The organism is Streptomyces sp. NPDC002588 (assembly GCF_040295925.1).
Classification (GTDB): domain Bacteria; phylum Actinomycetota; class Actinomycetes; order Streptomycetales; family Streptomycetaceae; genus Streptomyces.
On sequence record NZ_JBEOWF010000040.1, the window covers coordinates 19093 to 41306 of the forward strand.

At 70.6% G+C, this 22214-nt stretch carries 18 protein-coding genes and 1 pseudogene; 9 read left to right on the forward strand and 10 right to left on the reverse strand.

Annotated elements, in window-relative coordinates; all coding sequences use genetic code 11:
• Window positions 1–188 precede the first annotated feature (188 nt).
• The 3 genes from ABT057_RS35940 to ABT057_RS35945 all read right to left on the reverse strand — a co-directional run bounded on the left by ABT057_RS35940 (window position 189) and on the right by ABT057_RS35945 (window position 2764).
• Window positions 189–1136: a beta-ketoacyl-ACP synthase III gene (locus ABT057_RS35940; RefSeq protein WP_352348077.1), complete on the reverse strand. Its 948-nt coding sequence runs from the start codon at window positions 1134–1136 to the stop codon at window positions 189–191.
• A 172-nt stretch (window positions 1137–1308) separates the two neighbouring features.
• Entirely contained in the window at window positions 1309–1446 is a 138-nt protein-coding gene (locus ABT057_RS49285) for an MFS transporter small subunit (protein ID WP_502974023.1), read from the reverse strand.
• Window positions 1412–2764 (reverse strand): OFA family MFS transporter, encoded by a 1353-nt coding sequence (locus tag ABT057_RS35945; protein WP_352348078.1) that lies wholly within the window; start codon window positions 2762–2764, stop codon window positions 1412–1414. Before ABT057_RS35945 ends, ABT057_RS49285 begins: the two co-directional genes overlap by 35 nt.
• 165 nt (window positions 2765–2929) lie before the next feature.
• On the opposite strand from ABT057_RS35945, the pseudogene ABT057_RS35950 reads away from it, so the two are divergent.
• Window positions 2930–3171: pseudogene (locus ABT057_RS35950) on the forward strand (2Fe-2S iron-sulfur cluster-binding protein); the annotation flags it as partial.
• Between the two features lie 7 nt (window positions 3172–3178).
• Window positions 3179–4027: a formate dehydrogenase accessory sulfurtransferase FdhD gene (fdhD, locus tag ABT057_RS35955; protein WP_352348079.1), complete on the forward strand. Its 849-nt coding sequence runs from the start codon at window positions 3179–3181 to the stop codon at window positions 4025–4027.
• 117 nt (window positions 4028–4144) lie between these two features.
• On the opposite strand, the gene ABT057_RS35960 is transcribed toward fdhD, so the two are convergent.
• The gene (locus tag ABT057_RS35960) at window positions 4145–4672 is read right to left on the reverse strand and encodes an isochorismatase family protein (protein WP_352348080.1); all 528 of its coding nucleotides are present in this window, start codon (window positions 4670–4672) and stop codon (window positions 4145–4147) included.
• A gap of 19 nt (window positions 4673–4691) precedes the next feature.
• Window positions 4692–5129, reverse strand: coding sequence for a MarR family winged helix-turn-helix transcriptional regulator (locus ABT057_RS35965; protein ID WP_352348081.1), 438 nt, complete (start codon window positions 5127–5129; stop codon window positions 4692–4694).
• 83 nt (window positions 5130–5212) lie between these two features.
• On the opposite strand from ABT057_RS35965, the gene ABT057_RS35970 reads away from it, so the two are divergent.
• Window positions 5213–6130, forward strand: a complete 918-nt coding sequence (locus ABT057_RS35970) for a quinone oxidoreductase family protein (protein ID WP_352348082.1) — start codon at window positions 5213–5215, stop codon at window positions 6128–6130.
• 105 nt (window positions 6131–6235) lie between these two features.
• Here ABT057_RS35970 and ABT057_RS35975 read toward each other — a convergent pair whose 3' ends face one another.
• On the reverse strand, window positions 6236–7228 hold the full coding sequence (locus ABT057_RS35975) for a bile acid:sodium symporter family protein (protein WP_352348153.1): 993 nt from the start codon (window positions 7226–7228) through the stop codon (window positions 6236–6238).
• A gap of 180 nt (window positions 7229–7408) precedes the next feature.
• On the opposite strand from ABT057_RS35975, the gene ABT057_RS35980 reads away from it, so the two are divergent.
• Window positions 7409–8326 carry a LysR substrate-binding domain-containing protein gene (locus tag ABT057_RS35980; protein WP_352348083.1) on the forward strand — a complete coding sequence of 306 codons (918 nt, stop codon included), beginning with the start codon at window positions 7409–7411 and terminating at the stop codon, window positions 8324–8326.
• A gap of 132 nt (window positions 8327–8458) precedes the next feature.
• Here the strand turns inward: ABT057_RS35980 and ABT057_RS35985 are convergent, their stop codons facing one another.
• A complete protein-coding gene (locus ABT057_RS35985; protein WP_352348084.1) occupies window positions 8459–9433 on the reverse strand; it encodes an Lrp/AsnC family transcriptional regulator in 975 nt (324 codons plus the stop codon).
• Between the two features lie 124 nt (window positions 9434–9557).
• Between ABT057_RS35985 and ABT057_RS35990 the strand changes: the two genes are divergently transcribed.
• The 3 genes from ABT057_RS35990 to ABT057_RS36000 all read left to right on the forward strand — a co-directional run bounded on the left by ABT057_RS35990 (window position 9558) and on the right by ABT057_RS36000 (window position 14073).
• Window positions 9558–11057, forward strand: a complete 1500-nt coding sequence (locus ABT057_RS35990) for an MFS transporter (protein WP_352348085.1) — start codon at window positions 9558–9560, stop codon at window positions 11055–11057.
• A gap of 233 nt (window positions 11058–11290) precedes the next feature.
• Window positions 11291–13117 carry an AMP-dependent synthetase/ligase gene (locus tag ABT057_RS35995; RefSeq protein WP_352348086.1) on the forward strand — a complete coding sequence of 609 codons (1827 nt, stop codon included), beginning with the start codon at window positions 11291–11293 and terminating at the stop codon, window positions 13115–13117.
• A gap of 119 nt (window positions 13118–13236) precedes the next feature.
• Window positions 13237–14073: an aldo/keto reductase gene (locus ABT057_RS36000; RefSeq protein ID WP_352348087.1), complete on the forward strand. Its 837-nt coding sequence runs from the start codon at window positions 13237–13239 to the stop codon at window positions 14071–14073.
• Window positions 14074–14162: 89 nt separating this feature from the next.
• Here ABT057_RS36000 and ABT057_RS36005 read toward each other — a convergent pair whose 3' ends face one another.
• Window positions 14163–15086, reverse strand: coding sequence for a methyltransferase (locus ABT057_RS36005; protein ID WP_352348088.1), 924 nt, complete (start codon window positions 15084–15086; stop codon window positions 14163–14165).
• Between the two features lie 283 nt (window positions 15087–15369).
• Here ABT057_RS36005 and ABT057_RS49290 point away from each other — a divergent pair, with 283 nt between their 5' ends.
• Entirely contained in the window at window positions 15370–15540 is a 171-nt protein-coding gene (locus ABT057_RS49290; protein ID WP_502974024.1) for a hypothetical protein, read from the forward strand.
• Between the two features lie 75 nt (window positions 15541–15615).
• Here ABT057_RS49290 and ABT057_RS36015 read toward each other — a convergent pair whose 3' ends face one another.
• Both ABT057_RS36015 and ABT057_RS36020 read right to left on the reverse strand, forming a co-directional pair.
• Window positions 15616–17337, reverse strand: coding sequence for a glycoside hydrolase family 6 protein (locus tag ABT057_RS36015; RefSeq protein WP_352348089.1), 1722 nt, complete (start codon window positions 17335–17337; stop codon window positions 15616–15618).
• A 165-nt stretch (window positions 17338–17502) separates the two neighbouring features.
• Window positions 17503–18999: a cellulase family glycosylhydrolase gene (locus ABT057_RS36020; RefSeq protein WP_352348090.1), complete on the reverse strand. Its 1497-nt coding sequence runs from the start codon at window positions 18997–18999 to the stop codon at window positions 17503–17505.
• A 264-nt stretch (window positions 19000–19263) separates the two neighbouring features.
• On the opposite strand from ABT057_RS36020, the gene ABT057_RS36025 reads away from it, so the two are divergent.
• Complete coding sequence (locus tag ABT057_RS36025) at window positions 19264–22179, forward strand: glycoside hydrolase family 48 protein (RefSeq protein ID WP_352348091.1); 2916 nt, start codon at window positions 19264–19266, stop codon at window positions 22177–22179.
• The last annotated feature ends 35 nt before the right edge of the window (window positions 22180–22214 follow it).

Consider the following 22214-nt stretch of genomic DNA (forward strand, 5'->3'; position numbering starts at 1 on the left):
ACCGTGTACCGCGTACTGTCTACAGCCGACCGAGCACCGATTGTCTTTCGTCTACGGTCTACGGTCTACGGCGCACTGTATCCAGCTCCCGCGCGGTCGTACGCGTCACGCCGTCCCCGGAAGCAGGTCACCTCCGAAGCGCGCCGGCCGCCATCGCCGACTTCGCCGCCCACCGTCGGCGTCGTGGTTCACGGGCAGCGTACGACCTGCCCCGCGTAGGACAGGTTGCCACCGAAGCCGAACAGCAGCACCGGATCCCCGGTGGAGATCACTCCCTGCTCGGCCAGCTTGGAGAAGGCGAGCGGGATGCTGGCGGCGGAGGTGTTACCCGATGCGGTGACATCACGGGCGACCACCGCGTTGACGGCACCGATCTTCTCGGCGAGGGGTTCGATGATCCGCAGGTTCGCCTGGTGCAGGACGACGGCGGCCAGGTCCTCGGGGCGCAGTCCGGCCCGCTCGCATGCCTGGCGGGCGAGCGGGGGCAGCCGGGTGGTGGCCCACCGGTAGACGCTCTGCCCCTCCTGCGCGAACCGGGCCGGCTGTCCCTCGATGCGCACCGCGTGTCCCATCTCCGGCACCGAACCCCACAGCACGGGTGCGATGCCGGGCTCGGCCCCCTCGGGAGAGGGCTCGACGACCGCGGCGCCCGCCCCGTCGCCGACCAGTACGCACGTCGTACGGTCGGTCCAGTCCGTGACCTCGGACATCTTGTCGGCACCGATGACCAGCGCACGGGTCGCGGCGCCCGCGCGAATCGTGTGGTCGGCGGTCGCGAGGGCGTGGGTGAAGCCCGCGCACACGACGTTGACGTCCATGGCGGCCGGCTGCGGGATGCCGAGGCGGGCGGCGACCCGGGCCGCCATGTTGGGCGAGCGGTCGACGGCCGTGGAGGTGGCGACCAGCACCAGGTCGATGTCGGAGGGCGCGAGGCCGGCCGCGGCGAGGGCCTTGGCGGCGGCGTGCGCGGCCAGCTCGTCCACGGGCTCGTCGGGGCCGGCGATGTGGCGGGTGTGGATGCCCACCCGGCTCCTGATCCACTCGTCGCTGGTGTCGACCATGGCCGCGAGGTCCTCGTTCGTGAGCACCTTGGCCGGTTGGTAGTGGCCGACGGCGGCGATACGCGTGCCGTTCATGTGGGGGTCCCCCTCGTTGCCGTGGGTAGCGGGATCCTCCAGTCTGATCAGTGACTCACGGGTACGCGGACAGCTGTTGCGACAGGAATCGGGCGCCAGGGTTGTCGGCTTCCCGCTACCCCTCGGACGCCCGAACACTTCCCGAACACCTGCCCGCGAACAGCGCGGACGTCTACCCGGTGAACAGTTTCGTGGCTTTTTGTACGAGTTCGTAGAGGCCGTAGGCGAGGGGGGCGGTGACCCAGAGCCAGGCGAGGGCGATCAGGGGCCGTCGGTCAGGCGGACTCGGGCTGCTGCCGGGCTGCGACATCGGCGGTCTCCTTGGGGGCGGGGAGGTGGTGGCGGGGGTGGACGGGGCGGATGAGTTCGTTGGCGGCGAAGCCGACGGCGAGGAGTCCGATCATGATGTAGAGGGAGAGGGTGTAGAGGTCGGAGCCGTGTTTGCCGGCGTCTTTCTGGTGGTCGGCGATCCAGTTGACGATGAGGGGGCCGAGGACGCCGGCGGTGGACCAGGCGGTGAGGAGGCGGCCGTGGATGGCGCCGACCTGGTGGGTGCCGAAGAGGTCCTTGAGGTAGGCGGGGACGGTGGCGAAGCCTCCGCCGTAGAAGGAGAGGATGACCAGGGTGCAGAGGATGAAGACGGGTTTGGAGGTGTCGCCGGCGAGGGCGATGAGGGCGTACATCAGGGCGCCGACGCCGAGGTAGAGGCGGTAGATGTTCTTGCGGCCCATGAGGTCGGAGGTGGAGGACCAGCCGATACGGCCGGCCATGTTGGCGGCCGACAGCAGGGCGACGAAGCCGGCGGCGGCTGTGGCGGAGAGCGGGGTGGAGGTGTCGGCGAAGAAGTCCGTGATCATGGGGGCGGCCTTCTCCAGGATGCCGATGCCGGCGGTGACGTTCATGCACAGCACGATCCACAGGCACCAGAACTGCGGGGTGCGTACCGCGGAGCGGGCGGAGACCTGGACCCTGGTCGCGTCGGCCGGTCCTTGCGCGGTGGTCGGCTGCGCGGTGGTCGGCTGCGCGGTGCGCGGGACGCGTACCAGGAGTACGCCGAGGGTCATGAAGACGGCGTAGGACAGTCCGTGGACGAGGAAGGCCAGGGCGATGCCGGAGTGGTCGGCGCCGAAGGACTGGAGCATCTGGGCTGACCAGGGGGAGGCGATGAGGGCGCCGCCGCCGAAGCCCATGATGGCGATGCCGGTGGCCATGCCGGGGCGGTCGGGGAACCATTTGATGAGGGTGGAGACGGGGGAGATGTAGCCGATGCCGAGGCCGATGCCGCCGACGAAGCCGTAGCCGAGGACGATCAGCCAGTACTGCTCGGTGGCCGCGCCGAGGGCGGAGATGAGGAAGCCGCTGGAGAAGCAGACCAGGGCGACGGTCATGGCCCAGCGGGGGCCGTTGCGTTCGACGAGGGTGCCGCCGAACGCGGCGGACAGGCCGAGCATGACGATCGCGAGCTGGAAGGGCAGTGCGCTCTGGGTGCCGGTGAGGCCGAGCGCGGACTCCAGGGGCGGTTTGAAGACGGACCACGCGTAGGCCTGGCCGATGGAGAGATGGACCGAGAGGGCGGCCGGGGGCACGAGCCAGCGGCTCCAGCCGGGCGGTGCGACAGGGGGACTCATGAGCACCGAACCGTAGGAAACCACAGGGTAGTTGAAAAGGCGGCGCGTCGACCGTATGCGATGAGCGGTATGCAGCATGCGCCGAACGGTCGGACTGCCCGGTTTCCTCGCGCCGGCGACCGCACCTCCGCGCTCCAGGGCCTGGAGCGCGGCAAACCGCCCCGTCCGACGGCGGCGCCGTCGTTCAGGTCGGAGTCCGGCAGGCGGGAGACGGGCACCTGGGACGAGTCGGCGCGGACGCGGACGACGACGGTGTGCGCGCAGCGCGGGGTGGGCTGCCGTCCCACCCTCCACGTGCAGGACAATGGTTCGTGAAGGTCACCTCGCCGCACGGCAACCCGGTGACCCACGGCAATCTCTGCATCAAGGGCCGCTTCGGCTACCAGCACGTACAGAACCGGGGCTGATCACGACATGGGACGAGTCACCGAACGACGCAAGGTGCTGCGCATACGGGACGGAGCGGTCTCCTCCCGGCCGGACACCCTCGTCGCCGAGGAACCGCTGGAGATCCGGCTGAACGGCAAGCCGCTCGCGATCACCATGCGGACTCCCGGTGACGACTTCGCGCTGGCGGCGGGTTTCCTGGTCAGTGAGGGTGTGCTGGCCGCCGCATCCGATCTGCAGAACATCGTCTACTGCGCGGGGGCGACCGTGGACGGCTCGAACACGTACAACGTGGTGGACGTGAGGACGTCCCCCGGCGTGGCGATCCCCGACATCACCCTCGAGCGGAACGTCTACACCACCTCCTCCTGCGGTCTGTGCGGCAAGGCGAGCCTGGACGCGGTCCGTACGACGGCCCGCTGGCCCATCGCCGACACTCCCCCGGTCCGCGTCGAACCCGGACTGCTCGCGAGCCTCCCCGACCGGTTGCGCGCGGCCCAGCGGGTCTTCGACCGGACCGGGGGGCTGCACGCGGCCGCCCTGTTCTCCGAGGACGGCGAGCTGCTGGACGTACGGGAGGACGTGGGCCGGCACAACGCGGTCGACAAGCTGGTCGGACGTGCCCTGCAGAACGGCGGCCTGCCGCTGTCCCGGACGATCCTGCTGGTCTCGGGGCGGGCCTCCTTCGAGCTGGCGCAGAAGGCCGTGATGGCGGGCATTCCGATGCTGGCGGCGGTCTCGGCGCCGTCCTCCCTGGCGGTGGACCTGGCCGCGGAGACGGGGTTGACGCTGGTGGGCTTCCTGCGCGGCAGCTCCATGAACGTGTACGCGGGTGAGGACCGCATCGCCCTGCGGACCGCGGCCGCCCAGGGTTGACCCGGTTCCCCGCGGCAGGGCGGCGGGGCCCCGAACGGCGGGAGGCGCCCCCTGCGCCACGGAGGCCCCGTCTCGAACCCGTCCCCGCACCCGGCCCGGCCGCCGGCGGCCGGCGCCTCACTGACCTGCGAACCTCACCTCCGCCGCCCGCACGACCGTGCCGAGGCGCGGGAAGTCCAGTTTCACCGACGCCTCGTGCTCGGGTCCGGTGAGGGCGGCCATGGCGTCCTCGACCAGGACGAGGTCGTAGCCGAGGTCGCCGGCGGCGCGGGCGGTGGACTCGACGCCGAGGTTGGTGGCGATCCCGCCGAACACCAGGGTGGTCACGCCGTACCGGCGCAGTCGCTCGTCCAGGCCGGTGCCCTGGAAGGCGCCGATCGTCCCCTTCACGATCTGCACGTCGCCGTCCTGGAACAGGCCGTTCACCAGTCCGCTGCCGGGGGGTTGTTCGGTGACGCCGGGGCGTTCGACGCGGACGAGGACGACGCGGGCGCCGGCCTCGCGGAAGGTGTTCGCCAACTCCTCGCAGGCGGAAAGCACTTGGGTGCCCTTGCGGGGTTCCAGGGGCAGGGCGACGATCCGCTCCATCAGGTCGACGAGGACGAGGGCGGTGCGCGCGGGATCGAGCGTGAGGGGTGCGGTCATGACGGAACGTTATCCGCCGTCAGCGGTCCGTACCGGAAATCCGGATCAACAGGGCCGTGAACTGGTCGCGTTCGGCAGCGGTGAGTGGGGCGAGCAGGGTGTCGTTCGCCTCGCGGGCGGCCTTCTCGCAGCGCCTGAGCAGCCGTCCGCCCTCGTCGGTGAGCGCCACGGCGTTCTTGCGGCGGTCGTTCGGATCCGGTTCGCGGACGACGAGGGCGGCGGACTGCAGGTCGTTGAGGATGCCGACGACGTCCTTGGGGTCGAGTCCGACGCTGCGACCGAGGTCGGCCTGGGCGACGGGGGCCAGGTCGCGCACGGCGGACAGCACCACGTGGTGCCACATCTTCAGCCCTTCGACGGCCAGGGCGTCGGCGACCAGGGCCCGGCCCCGCGCGGCGGCCCGGCCGAGGAGCCAGCTGGGCAGGGAACGGATCGCGGAGAGGGGCGCCTCGGACATGGCTCCACCCTACCGAGAATTCGTTGGACTCCCCAACGAACGCCAGGATATCGTTGGGACTCCCAACGAGTTCCGGAGGTGTGATGCGCCGCGTCCGCTACGACACCGCAGGCGGCCCGCTGTTCCTGGAGGAGTGCCTTGTCCCCACCCCCGGCCCCGGCGAGCTCCTCGTGCGCTGCGAGGCGGTCGGCGTGACCCTCCCCGTCGTCCGCAAGGTCACCGAGTCCGCGGAGCCGATCCCGCTCGGCGGCGAGATCGCCGGGGAGATCGTCTCCGTGGGGGCCGCGGTCACACGGTTCCGGGCCGGCGAGCGGGTGACGGGGCTGTGCTTCGGGCACGGATACGCCGACTTCGCCCTCCTGGGCGAGGCCATGGCGTCCCCGGTCCCGGACGACGCGAGCGCGGTCGACGCGGTCGCGCTGGTCCGCAGCGGTCTGGTGGCCATGGGGGCGCTGGAGGCGGCGCGCCCCGGCCCCGGCGAGTCAGCGCTCGTCACGGCCGCCGCGAGCGGTGTCGGTCATCTCGCCGTCCAGCTGGCGAGGGCACGCGGAGCGGCCCGGGTGACAGGTGCCGTCTCCGACCCCGCGAAGGCACCGTTCGTGCGTTCACTGGGCGCCGACGAGGTCGTCGCCTACGACGACCCGAGCTGGGGCGCACCGGTCGACTACGTCCTGGAGGCGGTCGGCGGTGAACTCCTCACATCTGCCGTCGCCGCCCTCGCCGCCGGCGGGAGGCTCGTGGCGTGCAGCTCGGGCGGCGGGACCGTCCAGGCGTACGACCTGCTCGTGGGCGCCAAGTCCGTGACCGGCTTCCAGATCGCCCGCATCGCCCGCGAGCAGCCGGAGAAGTACGAGCGATGGCGACAGGAGCTGTGGCGGCTGTTCACGGAGGGAGTCCTGAGGCCCGCGGTGCACGCGGGCTTCGCGCTGGAGGAGGCGGCCGAGGCGCACCGCGAGATCGAGTCACGGTCCAATCTGGGCAAGGTGGTTCTGGTGACGTGACGCGTGGACACCGGCGGTGTCCGGCTCTCGCGGCCGGGATGCGGTCGGGATGCGGTCGGCGACATATTGCATACCGTCGCCTTGCAGCAGCCGACAGCCGATCGTCTACGCCGCCGCAGCGGCCCGCTCCTCCCCCGCCGACTCCCTGGGCCCGCCCGTCGCATCCCGCGCCCGGCGCTTGGCGATGACCGCGCACACCATCAGCTGCATCTGGTGGAACAGCATCAACGGCAGCACCGCGAGTGAGGCGTGCGCCCCGAACAGCACGCTCGCCATGGGCAGTCCGGAGGCGAGGGACTTCTTCGAGCCGGCGAACTGGATGGCGATGCGGTCCTCGCGGCCGAACCGCAGGGCCTTGGCGCCGTACCAGGTCAGGGCGAGCATCACCGCGAGCAGCACGGCCTCGACGGCGAGGAGGCCGCCGAGCCGCACGGCACTGACCTGGTGCCAGATGCCCCGGACCATGCCCTCACTGAACGCGGTGTAGACGACAAGGAGGATCGAGCCGCGGTCGACGAGGCCGAGCATCCTCTTGTGCCGGGTGACGAACCCCCCGATCCACCGGCGCAGCACCTGCCCCGCGACGAACGGCACGAGCAGTTGCAGCACGATCTTCACGACGGAGTCGGCCGAGAAGCCGCCGCCGCTGCCGCCGAGCAGGACGGCCGCGAGCAGCGGGGTGACGACGATGCCGACCAGGGAGGAGAAGGAGCCCGCACAGATCGCGGCGGGAACGTTGCCGCGGGCGATCGAGGTGAAGGCGATCGACGACTGGATCGTCGACGGCACGAGGGTGAGGAAGAGCAGTCCCTGGTAGAGCGGGTGGGTGAGGAACACCGGGACGAGACCGCGCGCGGCGAGGCCGAGCAGCGGGAAGATGACGAAGGTGCAGGCCAGGACGGTGACGTGCAGCCGCCAGTGCTTGAGTCCGTCGAGTGCCTCGCGGGTGGAGAGCCGGGCGCCGTAGAGGAAGAAGAGGAACGCGATCGCGGCTTTGGAGGCGCCGGAGGCCACGTCGGCGGAGGTGCCGCGAGCCGGGAAGAGCGCCGCGAGCCCGACGGTCCCGAGCAACAGCAGGATGTAGGGGTCGACCGGCATCCGACTCGGCCACTTCAGGCGTTTCACGGTGCTCCACGTACGTTCGATGGGGTGCGGGCGGAGGCCGGAGGGCCCCTCTCCATCGTCCCCCTCGGATCCGTGATCGGGAGTCCGTCATACCGCTCTGACTGTCATCATGCATTGCGATGACAACGGCTCTCCCCGGGTAGCGTGTCAGGTGTGTACGACCCCTCTCATCTGCGGACCTTCCTCGCGGTCGCCCAGACGCTGAGTTTCACGCAGGCGGCGAGGCGGCTCGGGCTGCGCCAGTCGACCGTCAGCCAGCACGTACGGCGGCTCGAGGACGCCACGGGGCGGACACTCTTCTCCCGGGACACGCACTCGGTGGAGCTGACGGAGGACGGCGAGGCCATGCTCGGTTTCGCGCGCCGGATCCTGGACGTGCACGAGCAGGCCTCCGCCTTCTTCACCGGCACCCGGCTGCGCGGCAGGCTGCGATTCGGCGCGTCGGAGGACTTCGTGCTGACCCGGCTGCCGGAGATCCTGGAGGGCTTCCGGTACGACCACCCGGAGGTCGATCTCGAGCTGACAGTGGAGTTGTCGGGCACGCTGCACGAGCAGTTGGCCGCGGGCAAGCTGGATCTGGTCCTGGCGAAACGGCGCCCCGAGGACCCGCGCGGGGAACTGGTGTGGCACGACCGGCTGGTGTGGATCGGCGCGGAGCGGCTGCGCCTGGACCCGGAACGGCCGGTGCCGCTGATCGTGTTCCCGCCTCCGGGCATCACCCGCGCGCTGGCCATGGAAGCGCTGGAACGGCAGGGACGGGCGTGGCGCATCGTGTGCACCAGCGGCAGCCTCAACGGGCTGATCGCGGCGGCACGCGCCGGACTCGGTGTGATGGCGCACTCTCGGGGGCTGATCCCGCCGGGCCTGGTACGCGTCCCGGAGCGGGCGGGGCTGCCGGAACTGGGCCGGGTCGACTTCGTCCTGGTGCACGGGCGGCGCCGTACGTCGGCACAGGGCGCGGCGGACGCGCTGGCGGCGGCGATCCTGACGGGCGGCGACCGCCTGCACCGCCGGCCGGCCGCACCGGACGCTCCGGCGCGCCCTGCGCCCGTGAACCGTCCGCAAGCCTGACCGATCCCGGCAGCCGCGAACCGGCCGTCCACCGTCTACCAGCTACGGCATACGGCATACGGCATACGGCATACGGCATACGGCATACGGCAGCCTGCCCCGCGCGCCCACCCTCACCCGCCCTTACCGCCCCTACCGCCTCAAAGGCTGATAGGTCAGCTGCTTCACCCTCCGCAGGAACGGTGTCGTCTCCACGTGCTGGACTCCCCCCAGCCGGCCGAGCGGTCCGCTGAGGTACGCGTACAGGCCCGCGGTGTCGCGGACGACGGCGGTGACCACGATGTGGGAGGGGCCGGCCGTGGCGGCGGCGAAAGCGATCTCGTCGTGACCGGCGAGGGCCTCGCCGACCGAGTGCAGCGCGGACGGCGCGGTGGTGATCCACAGGAGGGCGGCGAGGCCGTGGCCGAAGGCCTCGGAGTGGTACTCGACGTCGATGTAGGCGGCGCCGGAGGCGAGCAGGGCGGCGAGGCGGCGTTTGACGGCGGACTCGGAGCGGCCGGTGGCGCGCTGGAGTTCGGGGAAACCGGCGCGTCCGTCGCGTTCGAGGACGGCGAGGAGTTCCTCGTCCTCGGGGCCGATACGGGCCGGTCCGGCGGGCGGGCCGTGGCGCGGGGTGAGGGCGGCGACCTGGTCGTCGTCGAGCGCCCGGAACTTGCGCAGCCAGCCGTTGGGGCCGCCGTAGAAGCGGTGGAGGAGTTGCTGTGCCCGGATCTCGACCACGCTCGGGGTGCGCGGCAGTTTGCCGAGGAGCAGGTCGTCGTGGTCGCCGGGGTGGCGCGGGCGGGTCATGCAGACGATCTCGGTGCCGCCGGATCCGAGGCCGATCCAGTTGGTGTCGTGGCGTTTGGCGAGGGCCTCCGCGATGACCGTGGCGCTGTCGGGCACGCAGCGCAGGCGCAGCATCCACTGGTCCCGCCCGAGGCGTTCGGCGTCCGGGACGGCGACGACCCTGAGTCCGGCCTCGGCGCTGAGGCGGCGGAAGCGGCGGGCGACCGTCTGGTCGGAGACGCCGAGGACCGCGCCGATCCGGGCGAAGGGGGCCCGGCCGTCGATCTCCAGGGCGGAGAGCAGTTGCAGGTCCAACTCGTCGAACGTGTCGGATTCCATCGCCAGCAAGCGTTCCTCCATCGGATTCCGTTGACATCACACCGGACACCGGTGTGATCGGCCGCGCCGCGTTCATCGTACGGGCACACATCCATCGAAGAGCGAGCGACGGGGAGTGGGAGACATGCGGACATGGGGGCCGCTGACGGCGGTGTGTCTGGGCACGTTCATGCTGTTGCTGGACGTGACGATCGTGGTGGTGGCGCTGCCGGACATGGCGCGGGCGCTGGGCGCCTCACTGAGCGATCTGCAGTGGGTGGTCGACGGGTACGCGCTGGCGCTGGCCGCGCTGCTGCTGGGTGCGGGGGCCGCGGCCGACATCCTGGGGCGGCGGCGGGTGCATGTGGCGGGGGTGGTGGTGTTCGCGGCGGCCTCGCTGCTGTGCGGGCTGGCGTCGGGGCCCGCTGCCCTGGTGGCGGCGCGGGCGGTGCAGGGGGTGGGCGCGGCCGCGATGTTCGCGACGACCCTGCCGCTGCTCGGCTCGGTCTACCGGGGACGGCAGCGGTCGGCGGCGCTGGGCGTGTGGGGCGCGGTCAGCGGCGGGGCGGCGGCGGTCGGCCCGGTGCTCGGCGGGCTGCTGACCGAGGGGCCGGGCTGGCGGTGGATCTTCTTCGTGAATCTGCCGGTGAGCGTGGTCGCGGTGTGGTTGACGCTGAGGGTGGTGCCGGAGTCCCGGGGGCCGCGCGGGATGCGCGTCGACTGGGCGGGTACGGCGGCCTTCGCGGTGTTCGCGGGCGGGACGACGTACGGCGTCGTGCGCGCCGGTGCGGACGGCTGGACGGGGACGGCGGCGCTGGTCTCCTTCGGGGCGGCCGTCCTGGCGCTGCTGTGCTTCGTGCTGGTGGAGCGCCGGGCGGCGCATCCGCTGCTGGATCTGTCGCTGCTGCGCGGGCCGGCGTTCGTGGGCGTGATGGCGGGCGCGCTGGCGTTCAACGGGGTGGCGTTCGGGGTGACGCCGTATCTGTCGATCTGGATGCAGACGCTGCTGGGGATGAGCCCGGTGCACGCCGGGCTGACGCTGCTGCCGATGACGGTGGCGGCGATGGTGACCGCGGTCGTGGTGGGCAGGCGGCTGCACGGGGTGTCGGCGCGGCTGACCGTCGGGGGCGGGCTGCTGCTGACCGGTGCCGGGTGTTTCTGCCAGGCGGTGCTGGGGGCGGGGTCGGGCTGGACGGCGCTGGTTCCCGGGTTCGTGCTGGTGGGGGTGGGGACCGGTTTCGTGGCGCCGACGGTCGCGGGGGCGGCGCTGGCCGCGGTGGAACCGGCGCGGTCCGGGATGGCGGGCGGCGCGGTGAACACCGTACGGCAGCTCGGGTACGCGTTCGGGGTCGCGGTCTTCGGCACCGTCCTCACGTCCCGGATGGCCGGGGATCTGCCGCGGGGGGCGGCGCACGCGCTGGCGGGCGGCGGGGCGGCGGCCCTGCGGGGCGGCGTGCCCGAGCACACCCTGCGGGCGGCGTTCGCCGCGGGGCTCGACGCGGCGCTGGTGACGGCGGGCGGTGTGGGGGTGGCCGCCGGGGTGCTGGTGTTCGTCCTGGTGCGGCCCGCGCGCGGGGCGGCGGGCGGAGTAACGGGGGCGGCCGCCGGGACGCTGATGGAGGAGAAGCCGGTGCACCGCCCGTGACCTCAGGGAAGGCGTCGGACGGAGTGGGCGGGACGGGCAGATTCGGTGGAGATTACGGCGCCGAAACTTACTCTTCCGTCAGTTTTCTGTCCGACCCTTCCCCATGTGCGCCCATTTTCCTGCACGGACCAGCGCAGACGAGAGCATCGTTCGCTTTCCGGCCCTCTCCCGCCCCGACCGAGGGTGGGGTAGCTTTCACGGCGCCTGGGCCATGAGAAGCGGGGTGTACGGGTTTGCGAGAGTTCACCAACCCTCCGTTGGCGTTGGCACCGCCGGTGGGCGGTCTGGCCGACGTCGTCTTCCGGCACGCCCAGGAAGACCCGCTGCGCGTGGCGCTGGGCCGCAAGGACGAGCAGGGCGAGTGGCGGGACGTGACCGCCGCCGAGTTCCGCGACGAGGTCCTCGCGCTCGCCAAGGGGCTCCTCGCGCAGGGTGTCCGCTTCGGCGACCGCGTCGCCATCATGTCCCGCACCCGCTACGAGTGGACGCTGTTCGACTTCGCCCTGTGGACGATCGGCGCGCAGGTGGTGCCGGTCTACCCGACGTCGTCGGCGGAGCAGTGCTTCTGGATGCTGTACGACGCGGAGTGCACGGCGGCGGTCGTGGAGCACGAGGACCACGCGATGACGATCGCCACCGTCATCGACCGGCTGCCGAACCTGCACCGGCTGTGGCAGCTGGACGAGGGCTGTGTGCAGGAGCTGTACGACGCGGGGGCGTCCGTCGAGGACGACGTGGTGCACCGGCACCGGGAGGCGGTCACCCCCGACTCGGTGGCCACCGTCATCTACACCTCGGGCACCACCGGCCGGCCCAAGGGATGTGTGATCTCGCACGGCAACTTCATGTTCGAGACGGACACCGTCATCGAGCGCTGGGAGCCGGTGTTCCACTCCAAGAAGGGCGACGAGGCGGCCACCCTGCTGTTCCTGCCGCTCGCGCACGTCTTCGGGCGGATGGTGCAGATCGCCGCGATCCGCGGCCGGGTCCGCTTCGGCCACCAGCCCCAGTTGCACGCGGCGGCCCTGCTGCCCGACCTGGCCGCGTTCCGGCCCACGTTCTTCCTGGCCGTGCCGTACATCTTCGAGAAGGTGTTCAACGCGGCCCGCCGCAAGGCCGAACGGGAGGGCAGGGCGGGGCCGTTCGAGAAGGCCGTCGAGGTGGCCGTGGCCTACGCGGAAGCGGTGGAGGCGAAGGCCTGGGGCGTCGGGCCGGGACCGTCGGCGGGGCTGCGGATGCAGCACCAGTTCTTCGACAAGGTCGTCTACTCCAAGGTCCGCGGGGCGATGGGCGGCCGGGTCAGGCACGCGATGTCGGGCGGCTCCGCGATGGACCGCAGGCTGGGACTGTTCTTCGCCGGCGCGGGCGTGCAGGTCTACGAGGGCTACGGCCTGACGGAGACGACGGCGGCCGCCACCGCCAACCCGCCCGGGCGTACCCGCTACGGCACCGTCGGGCAGCCGATTCCCGGGATGACCGTCCACATCGCGGACGACGGCGAGATCTGGCTGCGCGGCGACAACGTCTTCCAGGGATATCTCAACAACCCCAAGGCGACCGACGAGACGTTGCACGACGGCTGGCTCGCCACCGGTGACCTGGGCTCCCTCGACGAGGACGGCTACCTCACGATCACCGGCCGCAAGAAGGAGATCCTGGTGACCTCCGGCGGCAAGAGCGTCTCGCCGGGGCTGCTGGAGGAGCGGGTGCGCGACCATCCGCTGGTCAGCCAGTGCATCGTCGTCGGCAACGACCGGCCGTTCGTCGCCGCCCTGGTCACCCTGGACCAGGAGGCGATCGAGCACTGGCTGCAGATGCGCGGCAAACCCCAGCTCACGCCCGCCGAGTTGGTGCGCGACGCGGACCTGGAGGCGGAGGTGCGCCGGGCCGTCGTGGCGGCCAACACGCTGGTCTCGCAGGCCGAGTCGATCCGCACCTTCCGTATCCTCGCCCAGCCGTTCACCGAGGAGCACGGGCTGCTCACCCCGTCGCTGAAACTGAAACGCAAGGCGATCGAGAACGCCTACGCAAACGAAGTGGACGCCCTGTACCGCACGTAGGGCTCTTGTACCGCACGTAAGGCTTTGGGGTACGAATTCCGGGGTCAGGAATGCATCACGGCGCGTGGTCGTTCACGATGGGGAGACCAATTGACGGACAACCGAAGGATCGAGAGCTCGTGAGCAGCAAGGTCCCCCCGATCATCCTCAACAACGGCGTCGAGATGCCCCAGCTGGGCTTCGGCGTCTGGCAGGTGCCGGACGACGAGGCGGAGCGGGCGGTCTCCACCGCGCTGGAGACCGGGTACCGCAGCATCGACACAGCGGCGATCTACGGCAACGAGGAGGGCACCGGCAAGGCCATCAACGCCTCCGGGGTGTCCCGCAAGGACGTCTTCGTCACCACCAAGCTCTGGAACGGCGACCAGGGTTACGACGCCACCCTCCGCGCGTTCGACACCTCGCTGGAGAAGCTGGGCCTGGACTACGTCGACCTGTACCTGATCCACTGGCCGCTGCCGGCCCGCGACAAGTACACCGACTCCTACAAGGCGTTCGAGAAGCTCCTCGCGGACGGCCGGGTGCGCGCCATCGGCGTCTCCAACTTCCTCCCGGAGCACCTCGAGCGGCTGATCGAGCAGACGTCGGTGATCCCGGCGGTCAACCAGATCGAGCTGCACCCGCATCTGCAGCAGCACGCCTCCCGCGAGTTCCACGCGGAGCAGGGCATCGCCACCGAGGCGTGGTCGCCGCTCGGTCAGGGCAAGGGCCTGCTGGAGGTCCCGGCGATCGTGGCGATCGCCCGGAAGCACGACCGCACCCCGGCCCAGGTGGTGCTGCGCTGGCACCTCCAGCTGGGGAACGTGGTGATCCCGAAGTCCGTGACGCCGTCGCGGATCAAGGAGAACATCGACGTGTTCGACTTCAGCCTGGACACCGAGGATCTCGCGGCGATCAGCGCGCTCAACGAGGACCGGCGGATCGGCCCGGACCCGGCGGCGTTCGACGCGGGCTGAATCCTCGGGGACGGCATCGGTGAGGGGTGTGACCAGGCGGTCACACCCCTTTTCCGTTCCGCCGCCCCGGGCCGGACCACGGCCGGGTCCTAGACGCTCTTCACCGCCGTGTGCACGGTGTGTGCCGCCAGCACGAACACGTCCGGCCTGCGGTGGACGCCCGCCGCGTCGTCCGGGTCGAGCAGCCGGTCCAGCACGGCACGGTCCTCGGGGTCCATCGCGTCTGCGAAGACCTCGCGCATCCGGTCCAGGGAGGCGGCGATGTAGGCGCGGGCCCGCTCGGAGGCGGGGGCGGGCAGGTCGAGCAGGAAGCTGCGCGTGCGGGCGTGCTTCAGGCCCGCGGCGGCCAGCAGCGCGGGCCAGTCCTCGGTCTCGTCGACAACCCCGGGCAGCCCGGCCCGCATCCGCGCGAACCACTCCTCCTGCAGTGCGTCGACCCGCGCCTCGAGGCCGGGGCGGCCGATCCCGAGGTCGCGCGGCAGGAACCGGCTCGGCAGACCTCCCTCCATGACGGCCAGCGTGCCGCCGGGCGCGAGCTGCCGCGCGAAGGCGGTGAGGGCCGCGCGCTGGTCGCCCAGGTGGTGCAGGCTGCGGCCCGCCCACAGCAGGTCGGCCGGATAGTCCGACTGTTCCAGCACATCGGGGAGTTCACCGGCCAGGGTGGCGAAACGGTCGGCGTACCCCAGCCGGGCGGCCCGCGCCGCGGCCCGTGCCAGCAGCGGCTCGGAGCCGTCGACCGCCAGGACCCGGGCGCCGGGGAAGGTCTCGGCGAACAGACCCGAGATCACCCCGGGCCCGCTTCCCGCGTCGACGATCAGCCCCGGCTCGGTCACCTCCTTCGCGAGCCAGCCGAGGGCCCGCTCGTACAGCGGCGTGAACAGTTCGGCCTGGGCCTCGAGATGCGGGGCCATCTCCTCCCAGTCGATGTCGGTGTCGTGGCCGTGCCGGTGCCCGTGCCCGTGCTCCTGCGCGTGCCGGTGGCCGTCGGGCTGCTCGTGCGGGTGGTGCGCCATGGTGATCGCCCTCTCCTCGGGTATGACGTCAGCGTGCTCCGCCGCACCGCGCGGGGCCACTTCCCTTGCCGGGACCGCAAAAAAGCGGCATGCGTTTCGTACGCCGGATCCCGACGACGACCCGATGGACGACGAGCAGGCCGCACACTTCCTCGAGGGACGGCTTCGTGCGGCTCGAGTCCGCCTTCCCCTCGCGGGTCGCCGAGGACTGCGCACGGCTGCCGTGGCGGGAGACGGGCTACGACCCCGAGGACCCCGGGACCTGGAAGGACCCGGGGTCCGGATGGGCGGGACGGCCGACGGCCCGTTCGCCGCCGCGGTCGACACCCGGTCCTTCATGAGGCGTTCGACGTTCTGGTCGGTGAACGCCGCCGGCTGCCCCGCTGCTCCCCCTGTCCGCTCCCGAGGCCGTGCCCTGCTGACGCTGCTCCTGGAGCGGCCGGACGGGGACTGATCGCCGGTGGAGTCCGCGATCCGCCGGGGCCCGGCCCGGGAGGGCCCGACCGGCCCCGGCGGATCCACCTGCCCCCTACAGCGGCGGGTAGGCGTTCTGCATCAGCTGCTGGAACTGGGCCGAGAACCAGTGCCCGGACAGCGGCGCGTTCGGCAGGGCGCCCGACAAGTTGTTGCCGTTGCGGGGGTTGCCCGTGTACGTCGGGTCGCACATGCGGTCGAAGCCCTTGCCCTCGTCGTTCGCGATGGCGGAGCTGGAGCCGTCGGACTCCCCCGGCGGCTTCATCCACACGTACGCGTCGATCCCGGCGGCCGGCGCGGCCTGCGGGCGCTCGCCGAGGCCGGCACCGGACTGGTTGCACCAGTTGCCGATGTGGATCCGGCGGTCGTAGCGGCCGCCGTCGACGTAGGTGTCCACGCTGGTGGTGGCGCCCGGGCCGGCGGGCCGGGCGGTGCCGCCCCAGCCGTTGCGGGAGGTGTCGATCAGCATGCCGATGGTCGACCGGAAGCCGGTGGAGATCAGCTGGGTGCGGAAGGCCTGCGCGTACGACAGCTCGTCGACGTACCGGTTCCAGTCCACCCACTTCGACTGGCGTACGGACGTGCCGTTCACGCTGTCGTTGATGGTGAAGTTGTTCTCCTTCAGGGCGCTGTAGTTGGCCGTGTTGGCGATGAACCCCTGTACGTCGTCCACCGTCGCCCCTTCGGCGGTGGCCGCCTGGTAGAAGAGCTGGGCGGAGGGGGCGAAGTTGTCGTCCCAGCCGAGCCAGCCGTGGTGACCGGCGTCGATGTAGTTGTAGACGTTGGGGATGTCGCCGAGCTTGTTCAGCGCGTAGCCGACGCCCTTCACGTAGTTGCCGTTGGCCTTCATCGTGTCGCAGGCCGCGGTGGCGGTGGGACGGCTGCCGGTGTTGGTGACCAGGTTGGGCAGCGAGTCGATCTCGATGGTGGTGACGATCCTCAGGCCCGCGTACTTGCTGTCGGCGAGGATCGCCGCGATCGGGTCGATGAACTGTGCCTTGTACTTGTCGATCTCCGTCGGGCCGAGCTCCCCGTTGGAGGCGAGGGCCGCACAGTCACGTCCCGGCAGGTCGTAGATCACCAGCTGGACGACCTCCTCGCCGCTTCCCTTCTGGGCGAGGGCCGCGTCGAGGTGGGCACGCAGACCCATACTGCCGCTCGCACCGTTGATGGCGGCGATGCGGTCGAGCCAGACGCCGGTGGGCTGGTTGGAGATACGGGAGCCGCCCGGTTCGGCGGCGGCCTTCGCCGACCACTCCGGGTTCACGTACACCTTGGCGCCCGCGTAGGGGTTGTCGACCCGGGTGGAGGGGGTGCCCGGGTCGGTCGGAGTGGGGTCCGTGGACCCGCCGGTACCGCTGTCGACGTTGCAGGTCACCCCGTCGAGCGTGAACGCCGTCGGGACCGCGTTGGTGCCGCTGTAGGTGCCCTGGAACCCGAAGCTGACCGAACCGCCGCTCGGCAGCGACGCGTTGTAGGTCTCGTTGTTCGCGGTGACGGCCGTACCGGACTGGGTGATCTTCGCGTTCCAGCCACTGGTGATCTGCTGGTTGCCGGCGTACGCCCACTTCACCGACCAACTCGACTTCGCGGCCGAGTTGTTGGTCACGGTGACGTTGGCGGTGAAGCCGGTGTCCCACTGGTTCTGGACCTTGTAGTCGACGCTGCACGGGATCGCGGCGATGCCCGGGTCCCCGGGGACCACCGCGAGCGCGGTCCCGGAGGCCCCGGCGACCAGCGCCAGCGCGGCGAGTATCGCTGTTCTGCTACGGCTCATGAGTGCGGGTTTCCTTGTCGGTCGCGGGTGTTGTCCGTTCCGTTGGGGCGTTGCGGTGCTGTCTCTGTGTGTCTGTGCTGGCTGTTCTGGCTGTTCTGGCTGTTCCATCCGTTCTGGCTGTTCTGTCAGCGCTGGCTGTGCTGTCGGCGCTGTCCCTGGTGGCGCCTATCCGTCGAGGGCGCGCAGATGGTCGCGCAGCCCGGTGCCGTACGCGGTGGGAGTTCCGTCGTAGCCGGAGATCAGGGACGGGCCCGAGGAGCAGTCCCAGGTGTTCCAGGTCCATCCCAGGTACGACAGGTCCCGGTCGTCGAACCACTTCATGACCTGGTCGACGAAGGAGTGCGAGCAGGTGTTCTCCCCGATCTCCCCGGCCACGAGCGGCACCTGGGCGGCGACCGGGGCGAGCGTGGAGTTCCAGCAGCTCTCGCTCGCACACGAGTTGAAGTTGTAGACGTGGTAGGCGGCGGCGAGATTGCCGGTGGGGTCGGTCGGCCTGTACGTCAGCCACTGGCTGAGGTCGTTGGAGTACGCGATACCGCCGGCGAGAACCAGGTTTCTGGCACCGGTCGCCCGTATGGAGTCGACGAGATCCTGCATACCGGCGACCTCATAACCGATCCCGGGGCAGGTACCGCCGTCCCGCCAGCACTGCCATGCCTGGGTGGTCGTGGCGGTCGCACGGTCCGGGTAGGGCTCGTTGAACAGGTCGAACACGACCGCCTGGTCGGCCTTGAAGGTGTTCGCGACCGAGGTCCAGAACGACGGGGTGTACTGCATGTCGGGCATCGGCTTCTGGCAACTGGCGTGCACGTCGGAGCAGCCCGCCGAGTTTCCGGTGTACTGGCCGTAGGTCCAGTGCAGTTCGACGACCGGCGTCATGCCGTGTGCCTCGGTCCGGGCCACCAGTTCCTTCACGGCGTTGATGTAATTCGCGCCGCTGTAGGCGGAGTTGATGTTCGACGTGCCGAGCCAGCACTCCTCGTTGAGCGGGATGCGGACGGTGTTGGCCTTCCAGTCGGCGATCGCCTGGATCGCCGCGTCGTCGACCGGGCCGTCCCAGATGCCGCGGCTCTGGACGCACATGAACTCGCCGCCGGAGCGGTTCACGCCGAGCAGCCGGCGGGTGCCGCCGCCCGTGTCCACGAGCTTGTTCCCGGAGACGTGCAGCGCGGGCGGCGCGTCACCGGTGTCCGGCGGGGCGGTGGGTGTCGGTGTGGGGGTGGGGGTCGGTGTCGTTGTCGGCTGTGTGTCGACGTTGCAGGCCGTTCCGTTGAGCCTGAACGCCGTGGGCACCGCGTTCGTCCACGCCCGTGTGGCGACGAAGCCCGCGCTGACGCTCCCGCCGGTGCCCAGGGAGCCGTTCCAGCTCTCGTTCGCCGCGGTGACCGTCGAACCGGACTGGGACCACTTGGCACTCCAGCCCTGGGTGACCTTCTGACCGTTGGCGAAGTCGAAGGTCAGACTCCAACTGCTCAGGGCGGAGGCGTTGTTGGTGATTTTCACGTCCGCCTGGAAGCCGGCGTCCCACTGGCTGGTGACCGAGTACTCCACCGTGCAGGCGGGCGCGGCTCCCTGCGCCGTCACCACCGGCAGGGTCGCGCCCGTCCCGAGGGCGACCGTGCCGGCGACGGCCAGAAAGGCTGAATGAAGGGGGCGTCGCATGAGCGACTCCTTGCAGATCAGCGCGTCGCGCTGGACGCGTCGACTGATGGAATCGCTCCCACTGGTGTCTCGAAGCTAGCGCCAAGTTCCGGCAAAGAACAGGGGCGTCGCTGACTTTCCCTCAACTTGACGCGTCGAATCTTTTCGACTCTTCAAGCACCTTGACCGCTCTCACCCCCGTCCCCACTATGGGAGCGCTCCCACTGGTTCAAGGCTTGTTGCTCCTCCCCCCACCGCTCCGAGCCGCAAGGAGGAACCAGAACCATGGACCCCGCACGCAGACGCGGCGGGGCGCGGCGCCTGTGGACCGCCGTAGTGGCGGCCTTCGCGCTTCCCCTCGCCATGCTGAGCACGAGTACGACTCCCGCCCGGGCGGCGGCACTTCAGTGCAGTGTCGACTACAAGACGAACGACTGGGGCTCCGGCTTCACCGCGGACGTGACCCTCACCAACCGGGGCACCGATCCGATCAGCGGCTGGACGCTGACGTACGCCTACGCGGGCAACCAGAAGCTGACCGGCGGCTGGAACGGGACCTGGTCGCAGTCCGGTCAGCAGATCACGGTGAACAACGCCACCTACAACGCGACCATCGCCGCGGGCGCCGCGGTGAGCACGGGCGCGCAGTTCACCTACAGCGGCACGAACACCGCTCCGACCAGTTTCGCGATCAACGGCACCACCTGCACCGGCGCACACCAGCCGCCGGTCACCGTGCTGACCAGCCCGGCCGCGGGCGCCGTCTACACACAGGGCGACCCGGTGCCGCTCGCGGCGACCGCCGCGGCCGCCGACAACGCGACGATCAGCAAGATCGAGTTCTACGACGACACGACCCTGCTGGGCACCGACACCAGCTCGCCGTACACGCTGTCGGCCTCCGGCCTGTCGGCGGGCAGCCACTCGCTGGTCGCCAAGGCCTACGACAGCCTGGGCGCGTCGGCCGCCTCGACCCCGGTCGGGATCACGGTCGCCTCAGGACCGGCCGTCGTCGCCTCCACCAACCAACTGGCCGTCCAGCAGGGCAAGTCGGGGACGTACGAGCTGAAGTTGTCGACCCAGCCGTCGGCCAGTGTGACCGTCACGACCGCCCGCACCGGCGGCAACACCGGTCTGACGGTGACCGGCGGCGCGTCGCTGACCTTCACGCCGTCGAACTGGAGCACCGCTCAGAAGGTGACCGTCACCGCGGACGCCTCCGGCACCGGCGCGGCGTCCTTCGAATCGACGGCGACCGGTCACGCCAAGGCCTCGGTCACGGTGACCGAGATCGCAGGCAGCAAGGTGTACGACGCCCGGTTCCTGGATCTGTACGGCAAGATCACCAACCCGGCGAACGGCTACTTCTCCCCCGAGGGCATCCCGTACCACTCGGTCGAGACGCTGATCGTGGAGGCGCCGGACCAGGGCCACGAGACGACGTCGGAGGCCTACAGCTACCTTCTCTGGCTTCAGGCCATGTACGGCAGGATCACCGGCGACTGGACCAAGTTCAACGGCGCGTGGGACCTCATGGAGAAGTACATGATCCCCACCCACGCCGACCAGCCGACGAACTCCTACTACAACGCGTCGAAGCCGGCCACGTACGCACCCGAGCTGGACACGCCGAACGAGTACCCGGCGCGGCTGGACACCGGGGTGTCCGTGGGATCGGATCCGATCGCCGGTGAACTGAAGACCGCGTACGGTACGGACGATGTCTACGGTATGCACTGGCTGCAGGACGTCGACAACGTCTACGGCTACGGCAACGAGCCGGGCAAGTGCGAGGCCGGGCCGACGGCGACCGGGCCGTCGTACATCAACACCTTCCAGCGCGGTGCGCAGGAGTCGGTGTGGGAGACGGTTCCGCAGCCGACCTGCGACGCCTTCAAGTACGGCGGGACGAACGGCTATCTGGACCTGTTCACCGGCGACTCCTCCTACGCCAGGCAGTGGAAGTACACGGACGCCCCGGACGCCGACGCGCGGGCCGTGCAGGCCGCGTACTGGGCGGATGTGTGGGCGAAGGCGCAGGGCAAGGGCAGTGACGTTTCCGCGACTGTCGGCAAGGCCGCGAAGATGGGCGACTACCTGCGGTATGCGATGTACGACAAGTACTTCAAGAAGGTCGGCAACTGTGCAGGGCCGACCACGTGTGCGGCCGGTACCGGCAAGGACGCCTCGCACTACCTGCTGTCCTGGTACTACGCCTGGGGCGGCGCCACCGACACCAGCGCGGGCTGGGCCTGGCGAATCGGCTCCAGCCACGCCCACGGCGGCTACCAGAACCCCCTGGCCGCCTATGCCCTCAGCTCCTACGCCGACCTGAAGCCCAAGTCGGCCACCGGTCAGGCGGACTGGACCAAGTCCCTCGGCCGACAGCTGGAGTTCTACCGCTGGCTGCAATCCAGCGAGGGCGCCATCGCGGGCGGGGCGACCAACAGCTGGGCGGGCCGCTACGCCACTCCCCCGGCCGGCACGTCGACCTTCTACGGCATGTACTACGACCAGCAGCCCGTCTACCACGACCCGCCGTCGAACCAGTGGTTCGGCTTCCAGGCGTGGTCGATGGAGCGGGTCGCCGAGTACTACCAGCAGACGGGGAACGCGGCCGCCAAGGCGGTCCTCGACAAGTGGGTCGACTGGGCGCTGTCCAAGACCACGATCAACCCGGACGGCACCTACCGCATCCCCTCCACCCTCCAGTGGTCGGGGCAGCCCGACACCTGGAACGCGTCGAGTCCCGGCGCGAACACGGGACTTCACGTCACCGTCGCCGACTACACCGACGACGTGGGCGTGGCCGGGGCCTACGCGCGGACGTTGACGTACTACGCCGCCAAGTCCGGTGACACGGAGGCGAAGACGACGGCCAAGGCGCTCCTGGACGGTATGTGGACCAACCACCAGGACGCCCTCGGCATCGCGGTCCCGGAGACCCGCACCGACTACAACCGCTTCGACGACGGCGTGTACGTCCCGAGCGGCTGGAGCGGAAAGATGCCGAACGGCGACACGGTCAGTTCCTCCTCGACCTTCACCTCGCTGCGCTCCTTCTACAAGAACGACCCGGCCTGGTCGAAGATCGAGAGCTATCTCGCGGGCGGCGCCGCGCCCGTGTTCACGTACCACCGGTTCTGGGCCCAGGCGGACATCGCCCTGGCCATGGGTTCGTACGCGGAGCTCCTCGAATAAGTCCCCGCTAAAGCTCCGCGTACCGCACCGGGCGG

What these genes read in the sequence shown, in the direction of transcription:
- ABT057_RS35975 (WP_352348153.1), bottom strand. Translation starts at nt 7,228, where the DNA reads ATGCCGGTCGACCCCTACATCCTGCTGTTGCTCGGGACCGTCGGGCTC.
- ABT057_RS36015 (WP_352348089.1), bottom strand. Translation starts at nt 17,337, where the DNA reads ATGAGCCGTAGCAGAACAGCGATACTCGCCGCGCTGGCGCTGGTCGCC.
- ABT057_RS35940 (WP_352348077.1), bottom strand. Translation starts at nt 1,136, where the DNA reads ATGAACGGCACGCGTATCGCCGCCGTCGGCCACTACCAACCGGCCAAG.
- ABT057_RS36005 (WP_352348088.1), bottom strand. Translation starts at nt 15,086, where the DNA reads ATGGCGCACCACCCGCACGAGCAGCCCGACGGCCACCGGCACGCGCAG.
- ABT057_RS36020 (WP_352348090.1), bottom strand. Translation starts at nt 18,999, where the DNA reads ATGCGACGCCCCCTTCATTCAGCCTTTCTGGCCGTCGCCGGCACGGTC.
- ABT057_RS35985 (WP_352348084.1), bottom strand. Translation starts at nt 9,433, where the DNA reads ATGGAATCCGACACGTTCGACGAGTTGGACCTGCAACTGCTCTCCGCC.
- ABT057_RS35945 (WP_352348078.1), bottom strand. Translation starts at nt 2,764, where the DNA reads ATGAGTCCCCCTGTCGCACCGCCCGGCTGGAGCCGCTGGCTCGTGCCC.
- ABT057_RS49285 (WP_502974023.1), bottom strand. Translation starts at nt 1,446, where the DNA reads ATGTCGCAGCCCGGCAGCAGCCCGAGTCCGCCTGACCGACGGCCCCTG.
- ABT057_RS35960 (WP_352348080.1), bottom strand. Translation starts at nt 4,672, where the DNA reads ATGACCGCACCCCTCACGCTCGATCCCGCGCGCACCGCCCTCGTCCTC.
- fdhD (WP_352348079.1), top strand. Translation starts at nt 3,179, where the DNA reads ATGGGACGAGTCACCGAACGACGCAAGGTGCTGCGCATACGGGACGGA.
- ABT057_RS36025 (WP_352348091.1), top strand. Translation starts at nt 19,264, where the DNA reads ATGGACCCCGCACGCAGACGCGGCGGGGCGCGGCGCCTGTGGACCGCC.
- ABT057_RS35990 (WP_352348085.1), top strand. Translation starts at nt 9,558, where the DNA reads ATGCGGACATGGGGGCCGCTGACGGCGGTGTGTCTGGGCACGTTCATG.
- ABT057_RS35965 (WP_352348081.1), bottom strand. Translation starts at nt 5,129, where the DNA reads ATGTCCGAGGCGCCCCTCTCCGCGATCCGTTCCCTGCCCAGCTGGCTC.
- ABT057_RS35970 (WP_352348082.1), top strand. Translation starts at nt 5,213, where the DNA reads ATGCGCCGCGTCCGCTACGACACCGCAGGCGGCCCGCTGTTCCTGGAG.
- ABT057_RS49290 (WP_502974024.1), top strand. Translation starts at nt 15,370, where the DNA reads ATGGGCGGGACGGCCGACGGCCCGTTCGCCGCCGCGGTCGACACCCGG.